The sequence below is a fragment of the Micromonospora sp. NPDC049275 genome (assembly GCF_043197115.1).
In the GTDB taxonomy this organism is placed as follows: Bacteria; Actinomycetota; Actinomycetes; order Mycobacteriales; family Micromonosporaceae; genus Micromonospora.
Genome location: NZ_JBICSN010000003.1, coordinates 691,437 through 708,881, shown reverse-complemented (window position 1 = coordinate 708,881; position 17,445 = coordinate 691,437). Strand labels below are relative to the sequence as shown.

At 68.8% G+C, this 17,445-nt stretch carries 14 protein-coding genes and 1 tRNA gene; 3 read left to right on the top strand and 12 right to left on the bottom strand.

Annotation, left to right across the window (positions count from 1 at the left end; translation table 11 throughout):
• The 7 genes from ACGFIE_RS13720 to amcA (ACGFIE_RS13690) all read right to left on the bottom strand — a co-directional run bounded on the left by ACGFIE_RS13720 (position 1) and on the right by amcA (ACGFIE_RS13690) (position 3,715).
• Positions 1-387, bottom strand: a complete 387-nt coding sequence (locus tag ACGFIE_RS13720) for a hypothetical protein (RefSeq protein ID WP_393294293.1) — start codon at positions 385-387, stop codon at positions 1-3.
• Between the two features lie 199 nt (positions 388-586).
• Complete coding sequence (locus tag ACGFIE_RS13715; protein ID WP_363679142.1) at positions 587-1,156, bottom strand: kinase; 570 nt, start codon at positions 1,154-1,156, stop codon at positions 587-589.
• A 15-nt stretch (positions 1,157-1,171) separates the two neighbouring features.
• Entirely contained in the window at positions 1,172-1,834 is a 663-nt protein-coding gene (locus tag ACGFIE_RS13710; RefSeq protein ID WP_363679140.1) for a pentapeptide repeat-containing protein, read from the bottom strand.
• Positions 1,835-1,894: 60 nt separating this feature from the next.
• Positions 1,895-2,077 carry a multiple cyclophane-containing RiPP AmcA gene (gene amcA, locus ACGFIE_RS13705; RefSeq protein ID WP_363679138.1) on the bottom strand — a complete coding sequence of 61 codons (183 nt, stop codon included), beginning with the start codon at positions 2,075-2,077 and terminating at the stop codon, positions 1,895-1,897.
• Entirely contained in the window at positions 2,074-3,210 is a 1,137-nt protein-coding gene (amcB, locus tag ACGFIE_RS13700; RefSeq protein ID WP_393294290.1) for a cyclophane-forming radical SAM peptide maturase AmcB, read from the bottom strand. Before amcB ends, amcA (ACGFIE_RS13705) begins: the two co-directional genes overlap by 4 nt.
• The gene (locus ACGFIE_RS13695) at positions 3,207-3,554 is read right to left on the bottom strand and encodes a hypothetical protein (protein WP_393294288.1); all 348 of its coding nucleotides are present in this window, start codon (positions 3,552-3,554) and stop codon (positions 3,207-3,209) included. The genes amcB and ACGFIE_RS13695 overlap by 4 nt, the downstream gene beginning before the upstream one ends.
• Positions 3,551-3,715 carry a multiple cyclophane-containing RiPP AmcA gene (gene amcA, locus ACGFIE_RS13690; protein WP_363679132.1) on the bottom strand — a complete coding sequence of 55 codons (165 nt, stop codon included), beginning with the start codon at positions 3,713-3,715 and terminating at the stop codon, positions 3,551-3,553. Before amcA (ACGFIE_RS13690) ends, ACGFIE_RS13695 begins: the two co-directional genes overlap by 4 nt.
• 370 nt (positions 3,716-4,085) lie before the next feature.
• Here amcA (ACGFIE_RS13690) and ACGFIE_RS13685 point away from each other — a divergent pair, with 370 nt between their 5' ends.
• Positions 4,086-5,312 carry a helix-turn-helix domain-containing protein gene (locus ACGFIE_RS13685; protein WP_393294286.1) on the top strand — a complete coding sequence of 409 codons (1,227 nt, stop codon included), beginning with the start codon at positions 4,086-4,088 and terminating at the stop codon, positions 5,310-5,312.
• 6 nt (positions 5,313-5,318) lie between these two features.
• On the opposite strand, the gene ACGFIE_RS13680 is transcribed toward ACGFIE_RS13685, so the two are convergent.
• From ACGFIE_RS13680 to ACGFIE_RS13660, 5 genes are all read right to left on the bottom strand, one after another.
• The gene (locus ACGFIE_RS13680; RefSeq protein ID WP_393294284.1) at positions 5,319-5,999 is read right to left on the bottom strand and encodes a YdcF family protein; all 681 of its coding nucleotides are present in this window, start codon (positions 5,997-5,999) and stop codon (positions 5,319-5,321) included.
• 915 nt (positions 6,000-6,914) lie between these two features.
• Positions 6,915-6,990, bottom strand: a tRNA-Lys gene (locus ACGFIE_RS13675).
• 68 nt (positions 6,991-7,058) lie between these two features.
• The gene (locus ACGFIE_RS13670; RefSeq protein ID WP_007456213.1) at positions 7,059-7,355 is read right to left on the bottom strand and encodes a DUF6582 domain-containing protein; all 297 of its coding nucleotides are present in this window, start codon (positions 7,353-7,355) and stop codon (positions 7,059-7,061) included.
• Positions 7,356-7,473: 118 nt separating this feature from the next.
• Positions 7,474-10,173 (bottom strand): RICIN domain-containing protein, encoded by a 2,700-nt coding sequence (locus ACGFIE_RS13665; RefSeq protein ID WP_393294282.1) that lies wholly within the window; start codon positions 10,171-10,173, stop codon positions 7,474-7,476.
• A gap of 350 nt (positions 10,174-10,523) precedes the next feature.
• The gene (locus tag ACGFIE_RS13660) at positions 10,524-13,508 is read right to left on the bottom strand and encodes a glycoside hydrolase family 3 C-terminal domain-containing protein (protein ID WP_393294280.1); all 2,985 of its coding nucleotides are present in this window, start codon (positions 13,506-13,508) and stop codon (positions 10,524-10,526) included.
• A 12-nt stretch (positions 13,509-13,520) separates the two neighbouring features.
• Here ACGFIE_RS13660 and ACGFIE_RS13655 point away from each other — a divergent pair, with 12 nt between their 5' ends.
• Complete coding sequence (locus ACGFIE_RS13655; RefSeq protein WP_393294278.1) at positions 13,521-16,703, top strand: FtsX-like permease family protein; 3,183 nt, start codon at positions 13,521-13,523, stop codon at positions 16,701-16,703.
• 20 nt (positions 16,704-16,723) lie between these two features.
• Positions 16,724-17,434 carry an ABC transporter ATP-binding protein gene (locus ACGFIE_RS13650; protein ID WP_393294276.1) on the top strand — a complete coding sequence of 237 codons (711 nt, stop codon included), beginning with the start codon at positions 16,724-16,726 and terminating at the stop codon, positions 17,432-17,434.
• The last annotated feature ends 11 nt before the right edge of the window (positions 17,435-17,445 follow it).

The window sequence follows — 17,445 nt, the reverse complement described above, 5'->3', positions numbered from 1 at the left end:
TCAAGGGGTGCGGCGTTCTCCCGTGTCACCGGGCAGCCACCGCAGCGCGGCGTCGGCAGTGTCCTCCGGGGTGCTGTTGAAGGCGATCGCCGCGCCGGGAGCGTACTGCCGGACGAGATTGACCACCTTCTCGAAGAGCGGGAGCAGCGGCTCGTGCTTGCGGATGCCTCCACCGACCACCACGCAGGCGTAGCCCCTGCGGGTCAGGGCCTCGACAACAGCGGCTTCGGCGTCGTCGTCGGGCGCGACCAGGCACAGATCGGCCTCGACGTCATGCTCCGCGAAACGGGCCTGACCGCGCGCTATCGCCGCCACCACAGGCTCCGGGTCCCACCCCGGGATCCGTGCCGGATCAAGACCGATCACCAGTACGGGACCCAGCGCCATACGCACTCCCTGTAGAACGGTCCAGTCTTGCTCAGCAATGTCGATGCTGCCACAGGGGTGGCAGCATCGACCGTGGCGTTCGCTCCGGCTGGCCGCGACGGCCTCAGCCCCGAGTTGATCGATCACCTGGTGGCACGGGTACGAGAGCGTCGGCTCGCTGTGGCCTGATGGGGCGATATCAGTAGGCCGCTTGGCTGCTCTACGGGGACGGAACGTCCGGTAGCAGGTCGTCGTCGCGTCCGGTCTGGGGTAGCCCGGCCACAGTGGCGATGGCGTTGACGGCCTCGTTCAGTCCAGTGGTCTCGGGTAGGACGAGTTCGTCGGGCCAGCCCAGGACGTCGTGGGCGGCGTACCAGCCGCTCATGTGCTCGGCGGTGAACTCACTGACCTGCGGGCGTGTGAGGTGCCGGCGCAGGGTCTCGGCCAGGGACACGTCGAGGTAGCAGAACAGGGACCGCCCGCGGTGGCCGTCCCGCAGGGCGGCCAGCACGCTTCGGTAGCGGCTGCTGTGCATGATGCCCTCCAGCACCACGTGATAGCCGTGGTCAAGCGCGAACCGAACGGTCTGCGCGATCAGCGCAGGCGCGATGCCGCCGGGCTTGTCCCGTTCGCGCAGCAGGATGCGGCGCAGGTAGTCCTGCTCAACCAGGGCGCAGCCCCGGCCGTTCCGGCGTCGTAGCTCGCGGGCGATGCTGCTCTTGCCGGAGCCGGAGTTGCCCCGGACGCAGACGAGGATCGTGTCCGGGCTGCCAGTGGGTTCAGCGAGCACGACGCCTCCTCGGCTTCAGTCGTTGCGCACGGTGAGTTCGAGGGCGGCGACGGCCAACTGGGTGAGGTCAGGAAGTTGGTCCTCGCCGAGGGTGACGCCGCGCAGGTTGTCCAGCGGCGTCTTGAGGCCCTGGAGCCGGTTGCCCCGCAGGTCGGTGCCGTCGAGGTGGCAAGAGTCCAATTCCAGTCCGGCGAGGTCACATGACCGCAGCGCGATGCGCGGTAGTCGGCAGGAAGACCACGCGCCGTTGGCGAAAGTGCAGTCGGTAAACGCGACCGAGCCGGCGGCGGTGACGCGTTGGAAGGTGGCGTAGTCGAAGCGACAGCCGTCGAACAGGACGTCCTTGAGGCGTACGTCGGTGAGTCTGGTGCCGGTGAATCGGGAGCCGGTAATGGCGCAGCGCTCGATGGTGATGCTGGTCAGGGTCGCGCCGGAGAAGTCGGTGCGGGTGATCTCGCAGCCGTAGAGGCGGCCGGCTTCCCAGGTGCTCTCGCTCAGGTCCACGCCGGTGATCAGACTGCTGCGGATACGGGCGTCCTCAAGGTGGGCACTGCGCCAGGCGGCGCCCTCGACGAGGGCCTCGGTGAGGGTGCCGGCCAGGTCCGTCGTGGTGTCGAGGTCGTCCGGTTCGAGGTCCGGCAGCAGGACCTTCACGTCGCCGATCGTGGTGGTGCGCATGTGTCCTCAACCTGTGTGCGCGCGGGGTAGGCACGCCACCCCGCGGGTCCCGTGGTGGGGCTACTTTTTCTTGTTCCAGTTGTCCCAGCCGGGTCGGCTGTCGAACTTACCCTTGTTAGCCCAGGCGGGGCGGTTGTCGAACTTCGCCGCGTCGATCGACGCTACCGACCGCTGCGGGTCGACGCCGAGGCGAGCGAGTTGCTCGGGTGCGGCGTTGACGAGAGTCGCGAGAGCATTGGTCATGGTGCTCCTCCTTGAGGGGTGAGGTGGTCCGCGGCGGCACGAACGAGGGCCTGTCGAGTGGTCCGGCAGTAGGTCGTCTCTCGGGCGGTGAACGTCGCGTGCTCGAAGTAGCGGTTGCCGGCCTGGGCGCCGCGGCAGAAGTCGTAGAAGGCGCAGTGGTCGGCGCAGTCGTTGAGGGCCGTGACGAACTCGGCGACGTAGCCCAGGTCGCCGGCGCCGGCGAGCATGGCGGTGATGGGCTGATGAAGGACGTTGCCGGCGATGAAGTCGCCGTATCGCGGCTCGGTGATGCCGAGCAGTTCCGGTGACAGCAGCACCACCTGCCCATCCCAAGAGACGGTCGGGATCGGCTCGTACGGCTCGTGGTCGACGCGGCCGGCGCGGGTGGCGGCGAGATAGTCGGCCAGCCGGTCCACGTCGCGGATCCGCAGAGGGCTGCCGCCGGCGCGACGTTCGACAAGGCGCTGCCAGAACCGGTACGCGGCGTCCTCCGACACCGGTGCCCGGTCGGCGCCCTCCTGCTCTTCGATGTTGAAGCCCACCGACTCGCAGCCGGGCAGGCCGGTGAAGAAATCGATGAGGGCTTCCGCGTGATCGATGGTTTCCGGGGTGACTACACAGATCACCGAGTACCTCAGCCCTGCGTCGGCCAGGGTCTGTATGCCGCGCAGAGTGCGGGCGTCTGTTGACGTGCCGGCCCGGTCGAGGCGGTTCCGGTTCAGCGCGCCCGGTCCGTCGATGCTGACCCCGATCTCGAAGCCGTAGGTGGTGAAGAGCTCGCACCATTGTCGGTTGATCAACGTCGCGTTCGTTTGGATCTCGTGACGCACCATCCCCGCGCGGCGGAGCTCCTCGAATGGGTCTAGTAGATCCCGGAACAACCCGGTGGGTGTGGCGGTGGGTTCGCCCCCGTGCCACACGACGCTCACCGGATGCTCGCTGTTCTGCTGGGCGATCGACCCGGCGCAAGCCTGCGCGACCGCGCCGCTCATCAGGCGGAGGGATCTCCGGTCGGGCAGGTAGCAGTAGGTGCAGTCGAGGTTGCAGAAGCTCGTCGGCTGCACGACCAGGGTGTGGAAGCTGCCGGCGACCGCCGGCTGGCCGGTCGCGTTGATGAGGCCGATGCCATTCACGAGGAGGCCTCTTCGATGTTGGCGGCCGTCGTGGTACTGACGCGGTAGGCACGGGTGTGGCGGGCGGGCCAGCCGAGGAACCGGTCGAACATGTCGGCGGCGCTGCCCGTGACGCTCGGGTTGAGCCGATGCAGGTCGTCGATCGCGTCGTGCAGGCAGCCGGCCAGGTAGAGGAACAGGCTCACCGGCTCTTCCCGGTACTCGGCGAGGAGCGCGAGCTTCGCCGCGCCGCAGGGCCATGGCTGCCCGCACCGGCGGCACAGCCACAGCGGGCACATCGGCAGATGTTCCACCTCGGCTGGCGCGACCCGGTTCGCCGCGAGACGGCGCTGTTGCCCGGTCACCGGCGACCGCCCTCGCGGGCCTGCTGCTCGAACAGCCGACGCCGAACGAAGGTGAGCAGCGGAGGATCAGCGCGCCGCACCTGCCCCTGTAAGGACGTCCACCTGGGCTCGGGGCGCCGGGACTGGCTGGCCATCGCGTTACGCGAGACGTACACCGTCATGCCTCCACCCCCGCCAGGAACGATGAGCGGCGGGCTCGCCGGGGGAATGGCGAGCCCGCCGCCGCATCACGGCGGCTGGGAGTAGGCCGCCGATCACCCACCCACGCAGCCCTCATGGCGGTACGCAGACGGGGAGAACACCGAGACAGTTCGTTCCAGGACGGGCCGAGCCAGCGGCCCAAGCCGTGGTGTGGTGCGCCGCCCATCGATCCCTCCATCTGCAGCTCCCTGTTAGTCATCCCCGACACCGGCATCGACACGCGCCGGTGATCTGGGGTGAACTGAACGTAGGGGCGGTTCATACGGAGGACCGGGAAAATCCTTACCGGGTCTGGCGGCCTCCAGCGGGCAGGGTGATGGTGTGCGAGGGATGACGGACGACATGACGATCGGCCAGCGCGTCGCCTTCTACCGGCGTCGACGAGGGCTCTCCCAGGAGGTGCTGGCCGGTCTGGTCGGCAAGACCCAGGAGTGGTTACGCAAGGTCGAGACGAACCGGGCCGACCTCGACCGGCTGTCAGTCATACGCGCGATCGCCAAAGCCCTCGACGTGTCCCTCGGCGACCTGATCGGTGCACCGAGCCTGTTCGAGTGGTCGGACGACTCAGGGCGCGAGACCATCCCGGCCTTGCGGGCCGCGCTTCACGACTATCGTCACCTCGCCCCGACGCTGGCCAGCACGGGGGACATCGCGGCCCCCGCCCTGCGCGAGATCGAGATCGACGTCGCCGAGATCTGGACCGCCTACCAGCACTCGCGATACGGCACCCTTGCCCGTCGGCTGCCCTACCTCATCCATGACTGCCTCACCGCCACGGAGGCGTACGACGGAGGCGATGGCCAGCGAGCGCACGCGATGACCGCCTACGCCCATCAGCTCGCCGCGTTGTTCCTCACCAAGCTCGGCGAAGGTGACCTCGCGTGGACCGCCGCCAGCCGTGGACTGGCCGCCGCCAACGCCAGCCACGACCACGTCGTCATCGGCTCGCTCAGCCGTTCCGCCGCGCACTCGCTGGCGTCCATCGGCGAATATGCGCAGGCTCGTGGCCTCGCCGCCACGGCGGCGCAATTCCTGGAACCACGGCTCGCCAAACCCACTCCGCAGCTGCTGTCGGTCTACGGCAGCCTGCACCTCGTCTGCGCGCTGGCCGCCGCCCGAGACGACGACCGCGCCTCCGCCGACACCCACATCGCCGAGGCCGATGCCGCCGCACGGCGGCTCGGCGCCGATGGCAACCACGTCTGGACCGCCTTCGGGCCGACCAACGTGTCGATCCACAAGACGACAGTGGCGATGGAACTCGGCGACGTGCAGCGCGCCATCGCCATCGGCGCCCCACTCGACACCAGCACGGTGCCCGTCGAGCGGCAGGTTCGGCACGCCATCGAAACCGCCCGGGCACTTGCCCGGTGGAACCGCATCGACGACGCGCTCGCGGCGCTTCTGGACGCCGAGGTCATGGGCCCCGACCAGGTGCGCTACCACCAGCTCTCCCGCGACCTTGTCCGGGACATCCTCACCCGCCCTCGGCCGCCTCGACTGGCCGTCGAACTCAGCGACCGGATGGGCGTTCGATCGGGAGGACCGCGCTGGTAGCCGGGCTCAAATCAGCCGGCTCGTGTAGCCAGCCGCTACCAGGCGCTCGAAGGCCGCCCGTACCTCGTCCGGCGTCTCCTGCGGGATCGCGAACCCGCGCTCCGCGTACACCTCGATCCGCTGCGTGTCGCCCACCAGCATGTCCACTACCCGCCGGGGATCGCCGATGCTGCGCACGTAGTCGTCCAGTTCGAGTGGGTTCGACGCGCACACCACATCGACCTCCGGCCACATCAGCCTGCAGGTGGCGTAGGCCCGACGCTGCTGGTAGGGCCGCGACATGATCAGCACCGACTTCACCGGGATCCGGTGTTCGGTCAGGAGCTGGCGCGAGTACTCCAGGTTCTGGGCGGTGTTCGTGGCACGCGGCTCCACAAGAATCGCTTCCGGGGGCACACCCTGCCCAACGGCGTACTCGCGGTAGTGGACCGCCTCTCCACGCGGGAACCGTTCGACAGTGGTCGGGGCGTTCGCACCGGTAAAAACGATCCATGGAAACAGGCCCGCTTGAAACAGCCGCGTTGCGATTACCGCAACGCCGAGGTCATGGCTTCCCAACCCGATGCCCACGTCGCAAGGGCGCAACTCGTGGCGCATGTCGTGGTAGCGCCACAATGTCTCGACGTCAGCCCGGACCTCGTCCGGGAGCACGCGAGTCGGCACCGCCGCCTGCCGGTCCATCAGCATCCGCCGGGTAGGGCCAGCGCTCGAGTTTGGTTCACGCCCCGTTCCCTCATGGCGTCAGCGTAGGGCAGGCCGGGGCCGATCCCGATCAGCTACAGCTCCTCTGTCTACCGCGGGACATTCAAGCAGGGCCGACACCATCAGCGCCATCGGCACCGCTCCCTCCGTCGGCGCCAGCTCGCGTACCTGAACCCACAACGCCATCTCGCCGGCCTCGCGGACGGCCGTACCGAGCCGCGCGATCTGCGGCAAAAGAGTGTGCTGCCTACCGTTGCCCCGCACCGACGGTTCCTCCGCCGACCGCTCCCGGCCCACCAGGCCCAAGTTGTGCACCAGGTGAGATCCCGGTGGGCGGTCAACCGCGGCACCTCCACCACCACCACCGCGATGTCGCTCGTGGTGGCCCACCCTGCGATGCCAGAAACGACAGGATCCGCCGAGCGACAGCTCACGACCACCGGCCACCCATCGATGATCCCCCACCCCGTCGACGTCCCGCCATCCCGGCGATCCGGCGCCGCGGTGACGCCCCAGAAGAACTCCCGCACCCCTCAAAACGGGTTTTGTGAGACGTTTTCCATGATCACTGTTCACCGAATCAGTCGAAGAGTTGACGGCAGAAGCCGCAGAACCGGCATACCGCGTTCCGCCGAGATCGCCGGACCTCGGCTCCGAGCCCATTCGGGAACCGCCAACCGGAACCGATCCGGAATCATCGACAGCCGCAATTCCCGGCCGCCGCCCGACCATCCCGCGCCGGCAGCCGCCGACCGGGTCCCGGAGCACCCCGCGGCGCCGCGTCCCACCGACGCCACCCCGGTCCATCGGCTCCCGAGCACCCACCGAGCGACCACCCACCACCGGCGTACGCGAAAAAGGCCCCGACCCAGTGTGAACCACCAGGTCAGGGCCTTTGTTTGGTGCGCCGCCAGGGACTCGAACCCCGAACCCGCGGATTAAGAGTCCGCTGCTCTGCCAGTTGAGCTAGCGGCGCTCGCCGGCAACGGGAAGAGACGTTAACACGTCCCCGATTCTGCTTTCGGACCCGTCCCGCACCGGGGTTCAGTGCGCGGGGTTGGGCGTGTGCGGCAGCTTGCCGAGTTGCCGCCAGTTCGTCTCCGCGACGTCGACGCCGTAGTGCTTGGCGGCGGCGAGGATGTTCTGAAAGGCCAGGTCGCGGTCCTTGTCGGTGACGCCCTGCACCTGGTCGAAGCGGGCGATGGCGTTACGGACGTGGCTCGCGTCGGTCATCGGTTCCTTGCGCTCGTCGGGGAACGCGAAAACGCTCTCCGGCAATTCGCGCTTGTCCTTCTCCGACAGGCCGCCGTGCTTCTCGTGAGGCTTCCAGGTTGTCTTCATCACCCACCATTACCCACTTGTTGTCCGGTAGCACATGCGGCACCGACGAGGTGTGGGCGGCAGCGGGAACGGCCCGGGGCCGGGCCGTGATCGGCCCGGCCCCGGTGTGGTCGGTCGGTCAGCTCCGCAGGCTCCACCGCTGGTTCGCGCCACCGTTGCACGACCAGAGGATGATCTTCGTGCCGTTGGCGCTGGCCGCGCCGTTGGCGTCGAGGCAGAGCCCGGACTGGCCGTTGGTGATGGTGCCGTTGGTGTTGACGTTCCACTGCTGGTTGAGGCCGCCGTGGCAGTCCCAGATGATGACCTGGGTGCCGTTGGCAGTGCCCGCCCCGGACGCGTCGAGGCACTTGTTGCCGTACACCGTCAGTTGCTTGCTGGCGGTGGAGGTCCACCGCTGGTTCGTGCCGCTGCCGCAGTCCCAGAGCTGCACCTGGGTGCCGTTGGTGGTGGAGGAGTTGGGGACCTCCACGCACCGGCCGGACTGACCGCCCACGAGCTGCCCGCCCTGCGGAGTGCCGCCGCCGCTCTGCTGCCGGACGATCGACGTCGACTCGGCCGACCGGTTGCCCTGTGCGTCGACGACGAAGAGCCGGTACTCGCCCTGGGTTGCCGGCACGGCGATGGACGTGGCGGTGCCGGCCGCCCTGGTCATCGTCGCCCCGGCGGTGAAGGTGGTCGTGCCGGACGGCGCCAGCCAGACCGACTTGGTGGCGTCGCCGGTGCTGCGGATCGGGATCGTCGCCGTGGCGCTGGTGACGAACGTGCTGGCCGGCAGCACGTAGTTCGGTGCGGAGAACCTGCTCGCCGGGATGATGTCCCGGTAGGCGTCCTCCAGGCCGGAGTTAGCCGCGATGCTGTAGGCCGCCGCCGGCCAGACGTAGTCGGACGAGACGAGGATGTCGGCGACAGTGCTGTTCGGCAGGTTCTTGTTCGAGACCTTGTTGATCGGGCCGTAGATCTGCGTGATGCTCAGATCGTGCTTCCGGCCGAAGTCGTCGGAGTTGATCATCCAGGTGACGTTCTTGTCGATGTTCAGGACGTTGTCCCGGAAGGTGATGAACGCCGATCCCTCGTCCGGGTGGAGTCCGTACTTGTGGCCCGAGGGCACGCCCTGGAAGTAGTTGTTGGTGATCGTCGTCCCGGGTTGGCTGCCCAGCGTGTAGATGGGCGCCGTGTCGCTGAGGCGCTGGACCGTGTCGACGATGTGGTTGTAGCTGATGGTGTTGTTCCGCGCGGTCGTGGTCGGCCGGTTGGGCACGATCGAGCCCGATGACCCGTCGAAGTTCCACCAGCCCCAGCCCATCGTGATGCCGGACCAGGGGGCCTTCTCGATCCGGTTGTGCTGGATCGTCAGGGTGTCGACGAAGTACGCCGAGATGGGGCTGTGTCCGTTGAACAGGACCGCGCTGTCGTACAGGTAGTTGTTCTTGATGTCGATGTTCTTCGGCAGCCCCTCGACCTGCGGGGAGTACTTCTCCCGGTTGGTCGACGTGCCGTCTCCGATGTAGACGTGCTGGGGATGGCCGACGTCGATGGCGGATCCGGCGACGTCGTTGGTGTAGTTCCCGATCAACTGCGTGTTCTGCACGTCGTTGACCATGCTGATCCCGTCGGCGCCGGTGTGCTGGATCCGATTGCGTTGCAGGAGGATCCCGTCGGCGTTCTGCACCTGGACGATGCCGGGCGTGACGTCCACGTTGCGGTAGTAGTAGACGTGGAAGTTGCCCTTGGCGTACACCTGGGCGCCGAGGTTGCCCTGCTGCGCCTGCTTGAAGGACGAGCCCGCGACGTTGAACAGGTTCCAGTCGGAGTGCTGCACGGTCAGGCCGGAGAAGGTGATGTTGCGCGCGTGGCTGCTCGTGGAGGTGCCGGCGACCCGCAGCACTGTGGTGACGTTGTTCGGCGCGAAGGCCGACGCGGTCGACATGTCCTCGGTGCTGGCCTTGTAGTAGTAGACGGTCTTGCTGCTCTTGTCGAAGTAGAACTCGCCGGGCGCGTCCAGGAACTCGTACGCGTTCATGAGCTTGTGGGTGCCGCCGACCTGGGCGTTGCCGTTGAACGAGCCCTGCGCGATGGCCGCGCCCGGCTGCTGGAACAGGGCGACCCGGTTCGCGCCGTCGGAGCTCGTGGTCACCTGGCGGACGCCCACGATGGCCGTGGTCCAGGTCGTCCCCGTCTCGATCTCCAGGTCGTCCTGGTTGCGGGCGATGGCGGGGAAGTCGTTCAGGCTGTATTTGGCGCCGTCGCACTGCGACCCCGACTCCCACGCCCAGGCGGCCTGGCCGGCCGTGACGGTGTAGGTGCCGTAGCACCCTCCCGAGCTGATCGTCTTCGACGCCATCTGCGCCCGCTTGTCGTTGACGTAGAGCGCCCGCAGCTTGGTGCTGCGGTCCAGCGGGGCCTTCCAGATGTTGCCGCTGTGCTGGGTCCAGCCGGTCACCGGAACACCACCGTCGAGGACCGGGGTCTCGTTGTTGTAGGCGGCGTAGACGACCCGGAAGCCGTTGGTGCCGGAGTCACTCGACCCGAACTCGACGGTGCTGCTCACCGGATAGGTGCCACCGCGCAGATACACGTTGATGTCGCCGGTCATGTTCGTGTTCACCGTACGGACAACGTCCCGCGCACGTTGCAGACTCTTGAACGGCGCTTCGAGCGTCCCGGGATTGGCGTCGTTTCCGTCCGGGGCGACGTAGTAGGTGGCCTGGGCAGCGGCCATGGCCGGCCGTTGCTGTGTCATCACGGCCGGCAGCGTGGCGGCGACGAGCATCGCCGCCGCGATCAGTGCCGTACGGGTGGTGGATGCGGCTGATCTCACGTGCTGTTCCTTTCCTGGTCGTCGATGTGGTGCCTGAGGCGTGTATCGAGCGACGAGCAGGAAACAGCGACGCCACTTAAGGACCGGCGGGGGCACCTGCCGCCCGGCCGCACTCTTTTGCCAATCGCTACGAACTGTCTCCCGGAGCGTAAGTCACACGTGTGACGACTGCAATACGAGATCGTAACCTGTCTATGCGTAAACAGCTTCAAGGTGGGGCAAAACAACCACCGCGACTACTGGCCTCCGCCAGATCATCCGATGAATTTCAGCCGTGCTTTCCGGTGACGAAGCGCGGTCTCGACCGGCTCGGGCCGGGGCCGAACGGCACCCCGACCCGAGCCACCTCGTCAGCTGAGGGAGAAGTCCGCCAGCCGCAGCGCGGAGTCGAACACCAGGTACACGTCCTGCGTGCCGGCGGCCCGGGCCACCTCGGCGCTGACGCTCACGTACCGGTAGTCGTCGCCGGTGCTGGGCACGGTTGCCGTACCGAGCAGCCGGCCGGTGGGTGAGCCCAGCCGGACCTGGATCGTGCCGGTACCCACCGTGGCCCTGGCGACCCTCGCCGTGAACGTGTGGGCGCCGGGGCGCAGGGCGGAACCGGTGAAGGAGATCCACTGGCCGGCGGCGGTGGCGCCGACGGCCGTACCCCGCGCCTTCGACTCGTCGACGAGCCGGACCCCCGCGTACCGATCGAAGTTCTCGGCCCTGGTGGTCCGGGAGAGGTCCCGGGCCGGGATCGTCTCGCCGCGCACCGCGACAGCCGTCCGGGCCCGGATGTCCTCGGCGTTCGCGCCGACAAGCAGGTCGTACGTGGATGACTCGACCACCCACCGGCTCCGGGTGACGTCCCAGTTCGCCAGGTCGGCGACTGGCAGCCGGAGCGTCACGGCCCGGGTCTGCCCGGGTGCGAGCTCCACCCGCTGGAACGCCTTCAGCGCCCGGATCGGGGTCTTCACCCGCGAGGCGCGCTGGTGGGTGTAGAGCTGGACGACCTCGGACCCGGCCCGGCTGCCGGTGTTTGTCACGTCGACAGTGACCGTGACGGTGCCGTCGGCCGCGACCGACCGGGCGTCGGCGCGGGGCTGGCCGTACCGGAACCGGGTGTACGACAGCCCGTGGCCGAACGGGTAGAGCGGCTTCGCGGTGCTGTAGAGGTAGGTCTGCCCGGACGAGATGATGTCGTACTCCAGCAGGTCCGGCGGTAGTTGCCGGTCCGAGCGGTACCAGGTCTGGGTGAGCCTGCCCGACGGGTTGCGGTCGCCGAACAGGACGTCGGCGACGGCGTGCCCGGTCTCGGCGCCCGCGTGGGTGGTCCAGACGATCGCCGGGACGTGCTCCTGCTCCCACCCGATGGTGACCGGGTAGCTGGTCTGCAGCACCAGCACTGTGTGCGGGTTGGCCTTGGTCACGGCCTTGACCAGCGCCTCCTGGCCGGCGCTCAACGCCGTCGAGGTCCGGTCGTGCGCCTCGCGCCCGTTGATGAACGGGTTGCTGCCGACGACCAGGACGGCGGTGTCGGCGGCCTTGGCCGCCGCGACGGCCCGGTCGACGCCGCTGCTGATCACCTCGCGAGCGAAGTGCGTCGCGTCCGCCGCGGTGGACGCGCCGAGCGTGAGAGCGCCGTCGCCGCCGACAGTGACATAGGTGTTGACGCCGAACCAGCTCTCCTGCGTCTCGTAGCCGGTATAGCGCAGCGCGACGGTGCCGTCGGCCTGCGGCTCCAGCGTGAACTGCTGCTGGACGTACCAGCCGTTCGGCTGCTCGTCACGGGTGATGAAGGGCCCCCAGTTGTAGCCGAGGTAACGGCCGTTGGCGGCGTTGCGCAGCGTCACCACACCCTGGCCCCAGTCCACCGCGTCGAACTGGGCGGCGAGCGAGGCGGTGGCACCGGTCGCCGCGACCGGGTCGGCGTCGGTGGTGCCGGTGGCCGTGACGTACCGGCCGGTCGCCGGGTCCTTCAGGGCGATCCGGTCCGCCCCGTCGAGCCCGCTGACGCTTGCGGAGCCGCCCAGCCGCTCGCGGATGCCGTCCAGGGCGGTCACCTCGTACGGCAGGTCAGCGCCGTACCAGTCGGAGTAGAGGGTGTCGGCCAGCGGGCCGAGCACCGCCACCTTGCGGGTCCGGGTCGCGTTGAGCGGAAGCGCCTGCCGGGAGTTCTTCAGCAGCACCATCGCCTCGCCGGCGGCCTGACGCGCCAGCCGCTGGTGCTCCGGGCTGTTGATGACCTCCGGGGTGATGCCGCCGTAGCGACCGCCGCCCGGGTCGAACTCACCCAGGCGGAACCGGACGTTGAGCGTCTCGGAGATCCGGGCGTCGATGTCGCCCTCGGTGAGCAGGCCGGAGGACAGCGCCTGCTTGATGGCGGCGACTGTCGGCTGCGCGTTGGTGTCGTCGGTGATGAAGCTGTTGATACCGGCCTTGACGATCGCGGCATTCGCCTCGGGCTGGGTGGCGTAGTAGCCCTGCGAGGCGACGAGGTTGTTCGGCGCCCAGGCGTCGGTGACGTTCATCAGCGGCTGGTCGGTCCAGCCGCGCACGACAGTGGCCAGGTCCGGGTCCACAGTGGCGGGACGACCGTTCACCAGGTTGTACGACGCCATCACCCCGGTGGCCGCGTCGGCGGCGATGGCCGGCTCGAAGGCGGCGCGGTCGTACTCGTTCAAGACCCTCGGCGGTACGTTCGACGAGGTCACGTCACGCCGTACCTCGTTGTTGTAGGCCAGGTAGTGCTTGAGGGTCGGTGCGCTCTTCAGGTGGTCCGGGTCCCCGCCTGTCATGCCCGTGCCGTACGCGGTGGAGATCTTCGCGGTGAGCAGCGGGTCCTCGGAGTAACCCTCCTCGTTGCGACCCCAGCGGGGATCGCGCAGCAGATTGACCACCGGCGCCCAGAGGTTGAGACCCCAGACCCGAGGGTTCTGCGCGTGGTAGCCGCGCGCCTCGTCGCCCACGGCGGAGCCGACCCGCTTGATCAGGTCGGTGTCCCAGGTGCTCGCCATGCCCACCGGCTGCGGGAAGGACGTGCCGCGAGCCTTCACGACCGCACCGTTGTTGTCGATGTCGGTGGACCAGGCGACCCCGTGCAGCGCCTCGGTGCCGGTCTTGAACAGGCCGATGCCCAGCCGGGGAACGGCCGGCTGGTACTGGTGCAGCCACGAGATCTTCTCGTCCAGGGTGAGCCGGCCGAGCAGGTCGTCGACCCTTGCCTGCACGGGCAGGTGTGGATCTCGGAACGGGTAGGTGGGTTCGGCGTGCGCCGTGCCGGGGACGACTGGCAGGGCGAGCAGTGCGAGCGCGAGCGCGGTGATTCCGCGCCGGAGGCGCCTGTTCCGCATGCGGTTCTCCTCATGTCGTACGACAGACACCCGGCGGGCGTCGAGACCGGCGTGGCCAGGCTCGACACCCGGCTGACGGGCCTGAACGACGAATCGTCGAAGCGCTTCGACGATTCGGCCGCGTTGACCACGGCCATGAATGTGGTGATCCGCGCAACTATAGATGTATGCCAATGGGCTGGCAATACCGCAACACCATGCCGCCCACCGGCCCTCGGTCTCACCGACGGTCACGGCATCCGCGTGGCGCGTGCCCTTCTGCTACAACAACAAGGGTCGGAGATCGCCATGCGGCCGGTGGCCGCACGTTGGAGGACCAATGATGCGGGGCATGGTGCGTCAATGCTGGCGAAAGCCGCGTCGCAATGGCGAGTACGACTGCGTCGGTCGGTGGCCCTGCTGTCGATGATCGCCATAGCCGTAGCGGGGTTCACCCTGCTCACCGGGGCCGCGGTGACCTCGCGTCTGGAAGCGGTCGGCACCGTGAGCGCCAATTACCGCCCCGTCTACGACCTTCTGGTGCGGCCGAAGGATGCGGTGCTGCCGTTGGAGCAGGAGCGCAATCTCGTCCAGTCGGGTCAGTTGGCGGGCATACATGGCGGAATCACTCCTGCCCAGTGGCACGAGATCCAGGCGGTGCAGGGGGTGTCGGTGGCGGCGCCGGTCGCGATGATCGGGTACGTGATGCGTACCGTGCCCGTGACGGTCGACCTGTCGCAACACCTCGACCCGAACGCCGAGCGCCAGGTGCTGCGGGTTCAGCCGACGTGGCTGACCGACGCGGGGCTGAGTCACATCCCGGACGGACCGGCGTTTCTCTACGTGACGCGGAACCGACTGGAGGTGGTGCGCAACGACGAGTTGAGGAGCGGCGGGGGCCTACCGCCGCCCGAGGAGATCGACGCCGACGGCCGGCGGGTGAAGATCTGCCCCGCGGCGGCCGCCGTCAACGAGCAGGACTGGCTGTCGCCGACGGATCCGCGAGCCCGGTCGTCGCTGACGTGCGTCGGCGGTCCCGGATCGACGGATCGCGAGGGCAAGGCGATGCGACCCGTCGTCACGCTGGTGTGGACGGTGCCGTTCCTGATGGCAGCGGTGGACCCCGACTCGGAGGCGGCGCTGGCGGGGCTGGATGACGCCGTGACGTCGGGCCGCTACTTCACACCGGCGGAGGCGCCGACGTCACGGCGACTGGACGGAATGCCGTATCCGTACTCGGTGCTACCGGTACTGGTCGCCGACCAGCCCCAGGTCGACTCGACACTCGACGTGGCCGTGCAGCGCCTGAACCCGGACGCGGCCGACCTGGTCCGGACAACCGCCGACGACCAGCGGCTACGCGCAGCCCTGGGCACCCAGGTCGGCATCCCGGTCGCGCAGAGCTCGACGCCGGTGCAGAAGCCCTACCAGGACATGGTCAACCGGATGCTCCGGCCCGACGATCTGGGCGTCGAGGACGACCTGGCGACGGCGAACACGATGTGGCTCGACCAGTTCTGGACCGTGGGACCACCGAAGAGGGTGCAGTCCGGGGACGGCCTGCGCGCCCAGCCGGACCCGTACGACCTGAAGATCTGGGGTCAGGGGGCCGACGACGGCGGGTCGTCGCGGCGGGTGCCGATGGAGTTCGCCGACACGAGCGTGCGCAGCGGCGTCGCGGTCCATCAGAACCTGTCGCACGGATACGAGGCGCAACCCGGTGACGTGCAGATGCCGGATGCCGCGCTGGGCGCGGTGGGCACGTTCGACCCCGCCAGGATCTCGCTGGGCAGCGCGTTGTCGGCGGTGCCCATGGACACCTACTTCAACCCGGGCGCGAACGGCGCCGACGAGGCGTCCCGGCAGGCGTTGGGCGGCCGCCGCCTGGCCCCCAACTCGAACGTCACGGGCCTGCTCAGCCAACCGCCGTTGATGCTCACCACGATGGAGGCCCTGCCGGCCGTCTTCGACCCCGGCGCCTACAGCACCGAACCCAGCTACCCCGAGTACCAGCTCAACACGGCCGCGCCGATCAGCGTGGTACGGGTGCGGCTGGCCGGGGATGTGGGCATCGACTCGCTCTCCCGGGAGCGGGTCCGGGTGATCGCCGAGGAGATCGCGCAACGCACCGGCCTGCAGGTCGACATCACGCTGGGATCGTCACCCACCGCGATGACTGTGCACTACCCGGCGGGAAACTACGGTCGGCCAGACCTCGCCGTCGCCGAGCCGTGGGTGCGGAAGGGTGTCGCGTCGGTGCTCGTCCGCGCGGCCGACCGCAAGAGCGTGCTGCTGTCCGTCCTGGTGCTCACCGTGTGCGCGCTGGCGGTACTCAACGCCAACACCGCGGCCATCCGCGCCAGACGCACCGAGTTCGGCATCCTCACCTGCCTCGGCTGGGGCCGGCGACATCTGCTCCAGCTGATGTTCATCGAGATCGTCGGCATCGGCCTCGCCGCGGGCGTCGCGGGCACCGGGCTCGCACTCGGGATCGCACTAGGCCTCGGGCTGAACATCGCCTGGAGTCACACCCTGCTCGCCGCACCCGCGGCGGTGGCCCTCGCGCTGCTCGCCGGTGGCTGGCCCGCCTGGCGAGCCGCCCGACCCGATCCCGGCGAGATCATCCGCCCTGCGGTCCTGGGCCTCGCCGTACGCCGGCAGGCCCCGCGCCGACTGACGACCCTCGCCCTGGCGAACCTTGCCCGCACACCGGGTCGGACCGCGCTCGGCGCACTGAGCCTGATGATCGGGGTGGCCGCGCTGACCATGTTGCTGGCGATCACGTTCGCGTTCCGCGGGGCGCTCACCGGCACGTTGCTCGGTGCTGCCGTCACCCTCCAGGCCCGCGCGGTCGATCACATAGCCGTGGCGGTCACCATCGTGCTGGGCATCGTGTCCGTCGCCGACGTGCTCTATCTCAACATCTCCGAGCGCGCGGCCGAGTTCGCGCTGTTCGGCGCCGTCGGCTGGACCGACGCCATGCTGAACCGGCTGGTCATCGTCGAGGCCACCGGCATGGGCGTCATCGGCGGTACGCTCGGCGCCGCCGCCGGTCTGGGCGCCGCGGCGGTCTTCGCAGGTGGGGTCACCGCCCCGCTCATCTGGTGCTCCGTGGTCGCGCTGGCGTTCGGCGTCGTCGTCTCCGCCGTCTCGGTCGTGGTGCCGATCGCAATGCTCCGCCGACTACCCACGGCCCAACTGCTCGCCGACGGGTGAGCGGCAAAGGAGTAGGTCCCTTGGAACGGACGTCAGTCGAGGCCCTGGCCACCACGTCGCTGGTTCGTCTCACCGATGTGCGGAAGTCCTTCCCGCTGCCCGACGGCCCACCGCTGATCGCGGTCAACGACGTGAGCCTCTCGATCGACGCCGGCACCGCGATCGCGTTGACCGGGCCGAGCGGCTCCGGCAAGTCGACACTGCTGCACCTGATCGGCGCCATCGAACGGGGTGACGGTGGCAGCATCGACGTCGGCGGCCAGGAGGTGACCGGCATGTCCGGCCGGGCGTTGGCGGCGTACCGACGACGGGTGGGATTCGTGTTCCAGCGGTTTCACCTGTTGCCCACTCTCACCGCCCTGGACAACGTGATGGCGCCGCTGATTCCGTTCCGCACCGACTTCGACAAGGCCGCGCGGGCACGCGAACTGCTGGCGATGGTCGGGCTCGCCGACCGGGCCGCCGCCCTGCCGTCGCGGCTCTCCGGCGGACAGCAACAACGGGTCGCCATCGCCCGCGCGTTGATCAACCAACCCGCCCTGCTCCTGGCCGACGAACCCACCGGCAACCTGGACAGTCAGACCGGCACCGCGATCGTCGACCTGTTGCTGAGACTGCGCGACGAGCAGGGTACGACAGTCGTGATGGCCACCCATGACAACGGCATCGCCGCGCGCTGCGACCGGGCCGTCCAGATGCGCGACGGACGCCTCACCAGCCTGGACCATTGAAAGAGTCACGG